General features: G+C 55.8%; 9 protein-coding genes and 5 tRNA genes. 13 read left to right on the top strand and 1 reads right to left on the bottom strand.

The genetic code is table 11. The features are described 5' to 3' along the window. Positions 1-16 precede the first annotated feature (16 nt). The 11 genes from NUV55_RS04735 to NUV55_RS04685 all read left to right on the top strand — a co-directional run bounded on the left by NUV55_RS04735 (position 17) and on the right by NUV55_RS04685 (position 9414). Positions 17-93, top strand: a tRNA-His gene (locus tag NUV55_RS04735). 161 nt (positions 94-254) lie between these two features. Next, positions 255-330: transfer RNA gene (locus tag NUV55_RS04730), tRNA-Lys, on the top strand. A 141-nt stretch (positions 331-471) separates the two neighbouring features. After that, positions 472-556 (top strand) — tRNA-Leu (locus tag NUV55_RS04725). A gap of 119 nt (positions 557-675) precedes the next feature. After that, positions 676-1965, top strand: coding sequence for a trigger factor (gene tig / locus NUV55_RS04720; RefSeq protein ID WP_296670835.1), 1290 nt, complete (start codon positions 676-678; stop codon positions 1963-1965). 47 nt (positions 1966-2012) lie between these two features. After that, on the top strand, positions 2013-2642 hold the full coding sequence (gene clpP, locus NUV55_RS04715; RefSeq protein WP_296670833.1) for an ATP-dependent Clp endopeptidase proteolytic subunit ClpP: 630 nt from the start codon (positions 2013-2015) through the stop codon (positions 2640-2642). 141 nt (positions 2643-2783) lie between these two features. Beyond that, positions 2784-4085, top strand: a complete 1302-nt coding sequence (gene clpX / locus NUV55_RS04710) for an ATP-dependent Clp protease ATP-binding subunit ClpX (protein WP_296670831.1) — start codon at positions 2784-2786, stop codon at positions 4083-4085. Between the two features lie 208 nt (positions 4086-4293). Further along, positions 4294-6726 carry an endopeptidase La gene (gene lon / locus NUV55_RS04705; protein WP_296670830.1) on the top strand — a complete coding sequence of 811 codons (2433 nt, stop codon included), beginning with the start codon at positions 4294-4296 and terminating at the stop codon, positions 6724-6726. A 124-nt stretch (positions 6727-6850) separates the two neighbouring features. Beyond that, positions 6851-7231: an HU family DNA-binding protein gene (locus NUV55_RS04700; RefSeq protein WP_296670828.1), complete on the top strand. Its 381-nt coding sequence runs from the start codon at positions 6851-6853 to the stop codon at positions 7229-7231. Positions 7232-7262: 31 nt separating this feature from the next. Continuing rightward, positions 7263-7338 (top strand) — tRNA-Val (locus NUV55_RS04695). Between the two features lie 7 nt (positions 7339-7345). After that, a tRNA-Asp gene (locus tag NUV55_RS04690) sits at positions 7346-7422 on the top strand. A 105-nt stretch (positions 7423-7527) separates the two neighbouring features. Continuing rightward, positions 7528-9414 carry a SurA N-terminal domain-containing protein gene (locus tag NUV55_RS04685; RefSeq protein ID WP_296670826.1) on the top strand — a complete coding sequence of 629 codons (1887 nt, stop codon included), beginning with the start codon at positions 7528-7530 and terminating at the stop codon, positions 9412-9414. A gap of 9 nt (positions 9415-9423) precedes the next feature. On the opposite strand, the gene NUV55_RS04680 is transcribed toward NUV55_RS04685, so the two are convergent. After that, positions 9424-10224, bottom strand: a complete 801-nt coding sequence (locus tag NUV55_RS04680) for an enoyl-ACP reductase (RefSeq protein ID WP_296670824.1) — start codon at positions 10222-10224, stop codon at positions 9424-9426. A 203-nt stretch (positions 10225-10427) separates the two neighbouring features. Here NUV55_RS04680 and NUV55_RS04675 point away from each other — a divergent pair, with 203 nt between their 5' ends. Next, positions 10428-12602 (top strand): ABC transporter substrate-binding protein, encoded by a 2175-nt coding sequence (locus NUV55_RS04675; protein ID WP_296670821.1) that lies wholly within the window; start codon positions 10428-10430, stop codon positions 12600-12602. 109 nt (positions 12603-12711) lie between these two features. Next, positions 12712-13689 (top strand): ABC transporter permease, encoded by a 978-nt coding sequence (locus NUV55_RS04670; protein WP_296670819.1) that lies wholly within the window; start codon positions 12712-12714, stop codon positions 13687-13689.

Below are 13689 nucleotides of genomic sequence, written 5' to 3'. Positions count from 1 at the left end.
TTGATCATCAGTTATGGTGGGCGTAGCTCAGCTGGTTAGAGTCCCGGATTGTGATTCCGGTTGTCGTGGGTTCGAATCCCATCGCTCACCCCATTTTTTGACCCGGGCCGTTAGCTCAGTTGGGCGAGCCGGAAACAGACGAAGACACTTAACGTGTCTTCGTCCCGGCGAGCGCCCAGACATGGATGTCTGGGCCGGGGCGTAGAATCGGTTTGATGTCTCGTCATGGATGGCATGCACGTAAGTTGAAATTTGGGCCGTTAGCTCAGTTGGTAGAGCAGCTGACTCTTAATCAGCGGGTCGGTGGTTCGAGCCCACCACGGCCCACCATTTTTTGCACCACTGGGTGTTTTTAGGCGTGAAGATCACTTCACTCCCGGCGATGCCGCCTCCCTTCATCCCTTGGTCTTACGGCGAGGCCTGTCTGGCCAGAGTCAGGCAGCTTGGCGCTATACTGTGCCCGGTATTACTGCGAATGTGGCGGAACTGGTAGACGCGCTGGATTTAGGTTCCAGTGGGGTAACCCGTGGGAGTTCGAGTCTCTCCATTCGCACCACCTCGTTTTTTTGCCCGAAATACGCATTTTGTTGGCCTGCCCGCGGCAAATCGGTATGATTCCCCTCCAAAATACAGCTGGTTCAATATTTTATTATTCAATGATCGTGGGGTTTTCCAATGCAAGTTTCGGTTGAAACTATCGGTACGCTCGGGAGGCGTTTGAAAGTCGCCGTGCCGGCGGATCAGGTAGAGAAAGAATTCAATGCCAGGCTTCAGCGCTTGTCAAAGCAGGTGAAGATACCCGGCTTTCGCCCAGGCAAAGTGCCTCTCAAAATGGTCGAGGCTCAATATGGCGGGAGATTGATAGACGAAGTGGCCGGAGAACTGGTTCAAACCACGTTATACGAGGCCATTGGGAGCCAGGGGTTGCGCCCAGCCGGAGATCCGAAGCTGCAACGTAAGCCGTTCGTACGGGGCGAGCAGCTTGAGTACACCGTGGAATTTGAAATTTTCCCGGAGGTAAAGCGCCTCGACCTGACGGGAGTGCGTATCGAACGTCCAGTGGTAACGGTGGGCGAAGACGACGTGAGCCGCACGCTGGAGACCATTCGTAAACAGCGCGCCGACTGGAAGCCGGTTGAGCGCGCGGCCAATCTGGGCGATCGGCTCACCATTGATTTCGTCGGTCGTATCGACGGCAAGGATTTTGATGGCGGCAAGGCCAATGTCTTTCAGGTGGTGCTCGGCAGCGGAACGCTGCTTGAGGACATGGAGCAGGGCCTGGTTGGCGCCAAAATGAGTGACACGCGCCATATCTCGGTCAAGTTTCCATCGGACTACAGACATTCCCCGCTGGCAGGTAAAACAGCAGATTTCGACGTGAAGATCAGCGCTGTCACCGAGGCGGTGTTGCCGGAGCTGAATGAGGCACTTGCCCGGGATCTGGGCGTAAAAGACTCAAGTATTGATACGTTAAGATCCGACGTGAAATCCAATCTCGAACGTGAAGCGAATGGTCGTTCCCGCGCCATCGTGAGGGCACGGGCGCTCAAGTCGCTGCTGGACGCGAATCCGGTAGAAGTGCCCCGTAGCCTGCTCGATGCCGAGATTCAGCGCCTGAAGACCAGTGATGTGTCGAACGGATTGAATGCAGGGGATGAGACTGCCTATGAAAAGCGGGCTCGCAGCCGCGTGGCACTGGGGCTTATCCTGAGTGAATTCATTCGCAACCGCGGGCTTGTTCCCGATCCGGCGAGAGTGCGCGCGCGGCTTGAGGAAATGGCGGCTGATTATGAGTCTCCCCAAGAGTTCATTCAGTGGCATTATGAAAAACCGGAAAGACTGAGTGAAATCGAAGGCCTGGTCATGGAGGAGAAGGTGGTTGAAGACCTCCTTGTTTCTGCACAAATCAGTGAAAAGCCAGTGAGTTTTCAGGAGCTATTGAAGATTGAGACCCTTGTTCAATAGATCGGTCATATACTCTAAAGAATGCTGACAATGGAAGGAACTAGATAATGAAAGATACCGGACAGCTTGGTGGTGCGCTAAATCCCTTGGCCTTGGGCCTGGTCCCCATGGTCATCGAGACCACGGGTCGTGGCGAGCGCGCGTACGATATTTACTCGCGGATGCTCAAAGAACGCGTGGTGTTTCTTGTCGGCCCCGTCGAAGATCACATGGCGAATCTGGTGGTGGCGCAATTGCTGTTTCTCGAATCCGAGAATCCCGACAAGGACATACATCTTTATATCAACTCGCCGGGGGGCGCGGTGAATGCGGGGTTGGCCATTTACGACACCATGCAATTCATCAAGCCGGATGTCAGTACCGTGTGTATCGGTCAGGCAGCGAGCATGGGAGCGCTTATTCTTACCGGTGGCGCCAAGGGCAAACGATTCGCCTTGCCGCATTCGCGCATGATGGTGCATCAGCCCATGGGTGGTTTTCAGGGCCAGGCGACGGATTTCGACATCCATGCACGAGAGATATTGCGTGTGCGCGAACGGCTGAATCAGATCATGGTCAGACATACCGGGCGCCCCATGGATCAAATCAAGGAGGATACCGACCGCGATAATTTCATGGATGGCGAGGAGGCCAAGGGTTTTGGCCTGATTGACTCGGTTATCGAAAAGCGCAGTTAAAAAACAGGTGCACTTTCCGAGGGATATGCTATAAATCTAAGGTAGAGTGTCGGTAAAGCAGGTGATTATTGCTTGCATATGAGGGCGGAAACCCGCATTCTTTGCGGCAATAAGGTCCTTAATCGAAAGTGAGGTTTAAGGATGGCTGACAACAACCACACGGGCAGGGGCGATGGCAAGGGCGAAAAGCTCTTGTACTGCTCGTTCTGCGGCAAGAGTCAGCATGAGGTGCGCAAGCTGATTGCCGGTCCCTCCGTATTCGTTTGCGATGAGTGCGTCGAGCTGTGCAACGACATCATTCGCGAAGAAGTTCAGGAAGAGAAAAACGCCGCCAACGCGAAGAAGAAATTTCCCACCCCGCACGAGATTAATCAGATTCTCGACGAGTACGTGATCGGACAGATCGATGCCAAGAAGGTATTGTCGGTCGCGGTATACAACCACTACAAACGTATTGAGAACGAAGGCAAGATCGGCGAGGTCGAGCTTTCGAAGAGCAACATCCTGCTCATCGGACCGACAGGTTCGGGCAAGACGCTGCTCGCTGAAACTCTGGCGCGCTTGCTCAATGTGCCGTTTACGATTGCCGATGCCACCACATTGACCGAAGCGGGTTATGTCGGCGAGGACGTCGAAAACATCATTCAGAAACTCCTTCAGAAGTGCGACTACGATGTTGAGAAAGCACAGAAGGGTATTGTTTATATCGACGAAATCGACAAAATTTCACGCAAGTCGGAAAATCCCTCGATTACCCGCGACGTATCGGGTGAGGGCGTGCAGCAGGCATTGCTCAAGCTGATCGAGGGCACGATTGCCTCGGTTCCGCCTCAAGGCGGCCGCAAGCACCCACAGCAGGAATTCCTGCAGGTAGATACGCGCAATATCCTGTTCATTTGCGGTGGCGCGTTCTCGGGGCTGGAAAAAGTTATTCAAAGCCGCAGTGAGCGAACCGGAATTGGCTTTCATGCCGAGATTCGCAGCAAAGAGAACGCCAAAAAAACCGGAGAAATCCTGCGCTTGGTGGAACCGGAAGATCTCATCAAATACGGCCTGATTCCGGAATTCGTCGGACGACTACCGGTGGTGGCCACACTGGAAGAACTTGACGAACGGGCGCTGATCCAGATTTTGACGGAACCCAAGAATGCCCTGGCCAAGCAATACCACAAGCTCCTCAAGCTGGAAGGAGTAGAGCTCGAGATTCGCGAGGACGCGCTGCTGGCGGTGGCCCAGCGCGCCATGGAGCGCAAAACCGGCGCGCGCGGCTTGCGCTCTATTCTCGAGCGCGCCCTTCTGGACGTCATGTTTGATCTGCCTTCCACCGAGAATGTGAAAAAAGTGGTCATCGAAGCCGGCGTCATCACGGAGGGCAGCAAGCCACTGGTGATCTACGCCGAAAACGATGAACAGGACAAGCGACGGGCATCGGTAAATCAGTAAGTGGCGCATCAATTCCACATAAAGAGCCCCGCCAAATGCGGGGTTTCTTTTTTTCAGTCGCTGTTTGTATGGCCATATAGGCCACTCGTCGCATGTGTGAACGAAACAGGCGGATTTCTCCAAATAAATCTTCGGGGAATCATTGAAATCAGGGCATTTAGCCCCCAAACTTGAAGAAACCCATTCACACAAACGATTGCAGGCGCAAATGCCAGAAACCAAACAAGCCGTGATAGTTCCAGGATCTGAGGCGAACATCCCCGTGCTTCCGTTGCGCGACGTCGTCGTGTTTCCGCACATGGTTATCCCCTTGTTCGTGGGCCGGCGTAAATCCATACGCGCCCTTGAGCAAGCCATGGAGTCGGGCAAACAAATCATGCTGGTGGCGCAGAAGAGCGCTTCGGATGACGATCCGACGACAGAAAATATTCATACCATCGGGACCATCGCCAGCATTCTCCAGTTGCTGAAGTTGCCGGACGGCACCGTCAAAGTGTTGGTCGAGGGCGAGCGTCGTGCCGTGTTACAAAAATATCTGGAAACGGAAGACCATTTCTCCGCGCAGGTGGCCATGCTCGAGGCCTTGCCGCTGACGGACAAGGAAGGCGAGGCGCTGACGCGTTCCGTCCTGAATGAGTTTGACCAGTACGTCAAACTCAACATGAAAATTCCTCCCGAGATTCTCACTTCGCTGGCGGGTATTGATGATCCGGGCCGTCTGGCTGACACGGTGGCGGCGCACCTGTCTCTCAAGATCGAAGACAAACAGCAGATTCTCGAAGTTCAGGACGTTCGTGAGCGCCTGGAAAAAATTCTCGGCGTGCTCGAGAGCGAGATTGACCTGCTTCAGGTTGAGAAGCGCATCCGTGGTCGCGTCAAGCGTCAGATGGAAAAGAGTCAGCGTGAGTATTATTTGAACGAGCAGATGAAAGCAATCCAGAAGGAGCTGGGTGAGCTCGAAGAGGGTCCGAACGAGGTCGAAGAGCTGGCGAAGAAGATTGTGAAAGCAGGCATGAGCAAGGAGGCGCGCGAAAAAGCCGAATCCGAACTGAAGAAACTCAAGATGATGTCGCCGATGTCAGCCGAGGCCACCGTCGTGCGCAACTACATCGACTGGCTCGTGAACGTGCCGTGGAAAAAGCGCAGCAAGATCCAGAAGGACCTAACGAAGGCTGAAGAAATCCTGGAAGCCGATCACTACGGCCTGGAGAAGGTCAAGGAACGCATCCTCGAATACCTCGCCGTGCAACAGCGTGTGGTCAAGCTCAAGGGCCCAATTCTGTGTCTGGTGGGACCACCGGGTGTCGGTAAGACCTCGCTGGGCCAATCCATCGCACGCGCCACGAACCGGAAATTCGTGCGCATGTCGCTGGGCGGTGTGCGTGACGAGGCTGAAATCCGTGGCCATCGCCGTACCTATATCGGCTCGCTGCCGGGCAAGATCATTCAGAACCTGTCCAAGATGAAGGTGCGCAATCCTTTGTTCATGCTGGATGAGGTGGACAAGATGGCCATGGATTTCCGTGGCGATCCGTCATCCGCGTTGCTGGAAGTGCTCGACCCGGAGCAGAACCATGCCTTCAGCGACCATTATCTCGAGGTCGATTATGACTTGTCGGATGTCATGTTCGTCGCCACCGCCAACACACTGAATATTCCGCCCCCGTTGCTGGATCGTATGGAGGTTATCCGCCTCTCGGGTTATACCGAAGATGAGAAGGTGAATATTGCCATGCGTTACCTGGTTCCCAAGCAATTTAAAAATAACGGGCTCAAGGAAAACGAGTTGCACCTGTCTGAAAAAAGTGTCCGTGACATCGTGCGTTATTACACCCGGGAAGCGGGCGTACGCAATCTTGAGCGCGAAATTTCCAAAATTTGTCGCAAAGTGACCAAGGAATTGCTGCTCAACAAGGTCAAGTCGGAAAAGACGATTTCTGTTACGCCCAAGAGCCTGGAAAAATATCTGGGTGTGCAACGTTTCCGCTACGGCACTGCCGAGCAGAGCAATCAGATCGGCCAGGTGACGGGCCTGGCGTGGACCGAGGTGGGGGGTGAACTGCTCACCATTGAAGCCACCATCGTGCCCGGCAAAGGCAAATTGACCATTACCGGCAAACTTGGCGATGTCATGCAGGAATCCATTCAGGCCGCCATGAGCGTGGTACGCGCTCGCGCCACCAAGCTCGGCATCATGCCGGATTTCTACCAGAAGCATGATTTTCACGTACACGTGCCTGAAGGGGCCACGCCCAAGGACGGTCCGAGCGCGGGCATCGCCATGTGCACGGCCATGGTCTCGGCGTTGACCAAGATTCCGGTTCGCGCGGAAGTCGCCATGACGGGCGAGATTACGCTGCGCGGTGAGGTTCTGCCCATCGGCGGGCTTAAGGAAAAGCTGCTCGCAGCGCATCGCGGCAACCTGAAAGTAGTGCTGATCCCGGAGGAGAACCGCAAGGACCTCACCGAGATCCCGAAGAACATCCGTGACAACCTTGATATCCGTCCGGTGCGGTGGATTGATCAGGTGCTGGAAGCGGCGCTTGAGCGCTTGCCAGAGCCTCTGGATGAATCGAAACTTGCGGAGGCTGCCAAGCCTCCCGAGCCGCACGATTCTGCCAACCCAGCCCGTACGCACTGACCGGGTTGGACGGCGCTAACTTCCCTCAATCGGGGGGAGAGGTATTTACTGTCTCCGGGTATCACGGCGCGTCATTTCGATAATCCGCGCCGCGCATATCTTTCTTGACAAGCCATTTCTACACTTGTATAAAACCTGCGACGCGTCTTGTTTTTTTCAAGCGCGCCATTTTGTATCGGCAGCAAAGGCTTTTCGGGAATCCTGTTCACCACATCCAGCAAGAGGAGCTAACGTGAATAAAACCGATCTGATCGATAGAGTTTCTGTATCCACTGAGCTTAACAAAACCTCCGCCGCTCGCGCCGTTGAAGCTGTACTGGACATCATTGCCGGTACACTGCGTGATGGCGATTCCGTCACGCTTTCCGGTTTCGGCACGTTCTCAGTCAGCAACCGGTCTCAACGCACCGGACGCAATCCGCGAACCGGTGAGATGATCACCATCCCGGCCTCCAAGGCACCCAAATTCAAGTCTGGCAAAGGCTTAAAGGATGCCTTAAACTAGCCGCCCCTTTGGGGGAGGGCGTTTCGCCTCCGGGTGCTTAGCTCAGTTGGTAGAGCGTCGCCCTTACAAGGCGAATGTCGGGGGTTCGAACCCCTCAGCACCCACCAGAGACCGGGAGCGGTAGTTCAGTTGGTTAGAATACCGGCCTGTCACGCCGGGGGTCGCGGGTTCGAGTCCCGTCCGCTCCGCCACTAAATATGCATCATGACGGGCGAGCTAATCCCTCGCCCTTTCATTTGGGCTATTGTCCAGGCATAAATTGATACCTCGGCAATCCCTCGATAGAGTAGCCACCCATGCTTTCCGCCATCCGTGAAAAAACCCAGGGCATTATCGCCACTTTCATCATCGCGCTGATCGCTATACCTTTTGCGCTGTGGGGAGTTAACTCGTATTTTGATTCCGGGGGACAGTTCAACGTCGCCAAAGTCGGTGGCGCTGAGATCAGCCAGAATGCCTACCGTAGCGAGATAGATCGACTGCGCGGGCGTGTGGAACCCAAAACTCTGGACAACCCCCAGTTCAAGCAGACCATCCTGGACAGCCTGATAGACAAGACATTGATGGTCCAGCATGCCGAGGATCAGGGCTATCGTATCGGCAACGCACAATTGGCAGAAACTATCCGCCAACAGCCAAACTTCCAGCGCGACGGAAAATTCGATTCGGCCATGTATGAAGCCCTGCTGCGCCGAGAAGGCATGAGCCCGCAGCAATTTGAGACCAGGGTACGCGAACAAATCCTGATAACTCATCTTCAGGCCGGCATCAGTGAAAGCCGTATTGTCACGCAGACCGAGATTGCGGATCTTGCCCGTCTGTTGTCGCAGGAGCGGGAAGTTGCCTACGCGCTGATCAGTGTTGATGCGCTGATGGCCAAGACGACGGTCAGTGGGCAGGATATTGATCAATATTATTCTGCACATCCTGAGTTGTTCCAGTTTCCCGAGCAGGTGCGCGTCGAATATCTGCGACTTTCTGCCGGCGACCTGAACCAGAACCAGCCGCCGACGGAAGAGGAGCTGAAAAAAGCCTATTCTGAGGAGGCTGCGCGTTATACCGTGCCGGAAAAGCGCCGCGCCAGCCATATTTTGATTTCCCTTCCCGCCGAGCCCTCCGAGAGCCAAGCCAAGGAAGCGCTTGCCAAAATACAGGATATCGCCAAGCAGGCGCGGGCAGCCACTGGCTTCGCGGGTTTAGCGAAGAAACATTCGGCTGACAGCGTAACGGCTTCGCAGGGCGGCGATCTCGGAGAAATCCGGCGTGGCGTGTTGCCGAAGGAACTGGAGGACACGGTGTATTCCCTGAAGTCCGGTGAGGTCAGTCAGCCCGTACGCAGTACCTATGGTTATCACCTGGTCAAATTGACTGCCCACACACCGGAGAAACGAAAAGCTTTTGCCGACGTACGCAAGGAATTGGTCGAGGCGGTACGCCGCCGTCAGGGCGAGGAGCGTTTCCTGGATGTAGCTGAAAAATTCCGGAATCTCGTTTATGAACAACCGGACAGCCTGGCGCCCGCCGCCAAGGCGCTGGGGCTTGAAATCCGCAAGAGTGAATGGTTCACGCAGGCGGGTGGCACCGGCATGGCGGCCCATCCCAAGGTGATACAGGCTGCCTTCGAGCCGGATGTGCTGAGCCAGGCACGCAATAGCGACACCATTGAAATCAGTGCCGACACGCTCGTGGCCATACGCGTTGCTGATCGTCGCCCCGCCGGCCGTAAGCCGCTGGCGGAGGTGCGTCCCCAGGTTGAACGTGCCTTGAAACAGGAGCGCGCCCTGCAGCAGGCGCGCCAGCTGGGCGAGGAGGCGTTACAGGAGTTGCGCGCCGGAGGCTCTCTCGAATCGCTCGCCAGGAAACATGGTTTTAAATACCTTCCGCCGAAAACGCTCACGCGTCGGCAGACCGCCGGCGTCGATCGGCGTATTGTGGAAACCGCTTTTCGCGCGCCACGGCCGGAAGGCGGTAAACCGGCGTATGACCTGGTGGGCCTGGGCGATCAGGGATACGCCGTGTTGGCGTTGAAGCGCGTGCACGATGCTTCGGGCAAGCTGGATGACGGGCTGCAGAAAAAATCACGCGAGCTGCTCACGATGCGTCGCGGATCCGATTATTATGAAAATTACCGCGCGGGGCTGCGGCAAAAAACGGAAATCAAGACTTACCCTGACAAGCTCTGAGCAGCCGGTTTATTCGAGCAGCTTACCGTAATCCAGGCCGATGGCCACGGTGTTGAAACCGCCGTCCACGTAAGTAATCTCGCCGGTGATGCCGGAGGCGAGATCCGAGCACAGAAACGCCGCCACATTTCCCACCTCGTCGATGGTTACGCCGCGTCCAAGCGGCGCCATTTTGTCGTTGTAGTCCAGCAATTTCTTGAAGTCAGTAATGCCGGCCGCCGCCAGTGTGCGGATGGGGCCGGCGGAGATGGCGTTGACGCGAATGCCCTCGGGGCCGAGTGCCTGCGCCAGATAGCGCACGTTGGCTTCCAGGCTCGCCTTGGCCAGCCCCATGACGTTGTAGTTGGGCACCGATCGATCCGCGCCGATGTAGGTCAGCGTCAGCAAGGCACCCTTGCGGTTCTGCATCATTCCCCGGCCGGCCTTGGCCAGCGCGGTCAGGCTGTAGGAGCTGATTTCATGCGCGACGCGGAATCCTTCGCGTGTCGTGACGTCCACGAAATTTCCGGACAATTGTTCGCGCAAGGCAAAGGCGACGGAGTGGACGATAATATCGATTCCGTCCCAAAAGTCGTCGAGATGCGAGAACACGGCCTCGATCTGTTCGTCGCTGGAAACATCACAGGGAATCAAAATGTCGGATTTGGTCTGGGTCGCCAGTTTCTGGACGCGTTCCCTCAGCTTGTCGTTCTGATAGGTGTAGGCAAGTTCAGCGCCTTCCCGATGCATGGCCTTGGCGATGCCCCAGGCGATGGACCGGTCCCCGGCCACACCCACGATCAACGCCCTTTTCCCTGTCAGAAATCCCATAAACGTTCTCCACCGGCTAATTGGTTCAAAATCGGGATGTCGTTGATTGTTCGTATCGACATCTGGAAGGTATTTGCCGCTACAGTAGCGAATATTCGCGTTCGCGGGAAGAGGGACGGAACGGAGGAATTTGGTATATTGACGGCGCAATCGGCACATTCATCCCGGACAACGGACATGGTTGGAGAACGGATTCAGGAAGCATGAAACGCCCCGGCGCGACGCGCTATGCCTTGTTGGCGATTTCTTTGATTTTCTCCGCCAGCGCGGCGGCTTCCTGGAACAATCCCTATCCAGCGGCGGAGTCAAAAAGCAACATCCTCTATTCCGCCTTCCGCGAGCGCCCCAAGACCTTCGATCCCGCACGCGCCTATAGCTCCAATGAGTATCTCTTTATCGCGCAGATCTACGAGCCGCCGTTTCAGTATCACTATCTTAAGCGGCCCTACACGCTGACGCCGCTCACGGCGGTGTCGGTGCCGATACCCGTCTACTTCGATAAACACGGGAGCCAGCTGCCACGAAATACCCCGGCTACGGCGGTTGCCTACAGCGTGTATGAAATCCATATCCGCCCCGGCATTTATTATCAACCACACCCGGCCTTCGCGCGCGATGCCGAGGGCCGGTATCTGTACCATGCCTTGAGTACGCACGATCTTGCCGGCGTTTATGCCATTGGCGATTTTCCGCACACTGGCACGCGCGAGCTGGTCGCGGCCGACTACGTGTATCAGATCAAGCGCCTCGCGCATCCCAAGGTGCATTCCCCGATCCTGAGCGTCATGAACGAATACATCGTGGGTATTCGTGAATACGCCGGCACACTGAAAAAGGAGTATGAAAAAATCGCCGGCGGTCGCGATAGCGGTGTTTATCTGGATCTCGTGAAATTTCCGCTCGCCGGCGTCGAGGAAGTAGACCGCTATACCTACCGCGTGAAGCTTCACGGCAAGTATCCGCAACTGCTGTACTGGATGGCCATGCCGTTTTTCGCCCCGATGCCGCCTGAGGCAGACCGGTTTTTCTCACAACCGGGCATGGCGGAGAAGAATCTCACGCTCGACTGGTTCCCCGTTGGCAGCGGTGCTTACATGCTCACGGTCAATAATCCCAATCGCCAGATGGTGCTCGAACGCAACCCCAACTATCACGAGGAACTTTACCCCGCCGAAGGCGAGCCGGGCGACGACGCGGCCGGATTGCTGGATGACGCCGGCAAGCGTATGCCCTTTATCGACAAGGTCGTGTTCAGTCTCGACAAGGAAAGCATTCCGCGCTGGAACAAATTTCTGCAAGGCTATTACGACCGGTCCGCGGTGTTGACGGAGGGTTTTGATCAGGCGATTCGTTTCACCGGTGAGGGCGATACCGAAGTCAGCGACGCGATGAAGCAAAAGGGAATTCGATTATTGACCAGCGTTGCCGCCTCGACCTATTACCTCGGTTTCAACATACTCGACCCGGTTGTCGGCGGCTACACCGAGCGCGCACGCAAACTGCGCCAGGCCATTTCCATCGCCGTTGATTTCGAAGAGCAGATTTCTATCTTCGAAAATGGACGCGGCATTGCGGCGCAAGGGCCGCTGGCGCCGGGTATTTTCGGTTACCGCGAGGGACAGGCTGGCATCAATCCGTACGTGTACGATTGGGTGGAAGGCAAGCCCCGGCGCAAACCAATCGAATACGCCCGCCAGCTGCTGGCAGAGGCGGGTTATCCGCGTGGCATGGACCCGGCATCGGGGAAACCGCTGTCGATCAATTATGAAACCCCGGCTATCGGCCCGGAAAGAAAGGCCCAGCTCGACTGGATGCTCAAGCAATTCAGCAAGCTCGGCATTCAGCTGGTGGTGCGCGCTACCGATTACAACCGTTTCCAGGAGAAGATGCGCAAAGGTGATGCGCAGATATACGATTGGGGCTGGAACGCGGATTATCCCGATCCGGAAAACTTCCTGTTCCTGCTTTATGGACCAAACAAGAAGGTGGGGCACGACGGCGAGAATGCCTCGAACTACGACAACCCGGAATTCAACCGCCTGTTCGAGCGCATGAAGAATATGGAGAACACAACGGAGCGGGCGGCGATTATCAATCAGATGCTGGAAATAGTGCGGCGCGATACTCCCTGGATATGGGGCATGCACCCCAAGAATTTCCAGCTTGAACATACATGGATGTACAACGCCAAGCTGAATCAAATGGCGAACAACACGCTCAAATACAGTCGTCTCGATCCGGACAAACGTGCGGAACAACGCGCGGCCTGGAATCGCCCGGTAGTCTGGCCCATCGTCTTGGCGCTGGGAACACTGGTAGTGGGTGCGGTTCCGGCCGTCGTTACCTATCGAAAAAGAGAGCGCGAGGGAGCGGCATGAGCCGCGGAGCAGGGGCCCCACGTAATACGTGGGGATGCGACCGGCGAATTGACGCAGGCCGCCGACAAGGTGGCGCAAATATTTTGCATGATATTTCGGAGGCGGTGCGGTGATCGGCTATATCATCCGCCGTCTTTTGTACGCCATCCCGATCCTGATCGGGGTGAACCTGCTTACCTTCGTGTTGTTTTTCTTCGTCAACAGCCCGGATGACATGGCGCGCATTCATTTGGGCGGTAAGCGCGTTACGCCTGAAGCCATCGTGAAGTGGAAGGAAGATCATGGTTACAACAAACCAAGGTTCTACCAATCCACTGGTGCTAGCGCAGAAAAGCTCACTGATACCATCTTTTTCCGTCATTCGGTGAAATTGTTCGTGTTCGATTTCGGACGCTCCGATCAGGGTCGTGACATCGGCTACGACATTTACCAGCGCATGTGGCCAAGCCTGGCCATCGCTCTGCCGGTATTTCTGGTCGGTATTCTGATGCACATTACCTTTGCCATGCTGCTGGCGTTTTTTCGTGGAAGCTATCTCGACACTTCCGGTGTGGTGCTGTGTGTCATCATGATGTCCATTTCCAGCTTGTTTTATGTCATCGGCGGACAATACCTCATCAGCATGCTGCTGCAGCTGGTGCCGATCTCGGGTTATGACGTGGGCGTAGAGGCCGTCAAATTCCTGATTCTCCCAGTCATTGTCGGCGTGGTGGGCGGCATCGGCGCGAGCACGCGGTTGTATCGCACGTTCTTTCTGGAGGAAATCAACAAAGACTACGTGCGTACCGCGCGCGCCAAGGGTTTGTCCGAGCTGCGCGTGCTGTTTCGCCATGTACTCAAAAACGCCATGATCCCGATTCTCACCGGCGTGGTGGTTGTCATCCCGCTGCTTTTCACCGGTAGCCTGATCCTGGAGTCGTTCTTCGCCATTCCCGGTCTCGGCAGCTACACCATCGACGCCATTCACTCGCAGGACTTTGCCATCGTTCGCGCCATGGTATTTCTGGGTTCGGTGCTGTACATCACGGGCCTGATTCTGACCGACATTACCTACACGCTGGTTGATCCACGCGTGCGGCTCGAATGA

Origin of the sequence: Sulfuricaulis sp. (genome assembly GCF_024653915.1) — a bacterium.
In the GTDB taxonomy this organism is placed as follows: domain Bacteria; phylum Pseudomonadota; class Gammaproteobacteria; order Acidiferrobacterales; family Sulfurifustaceae; genus Sulfuricaulis.
Note: the sequence above shows the minus strand (reverse complement) of the source record. Positions and strands in the feature narration are given on the sequence as shown.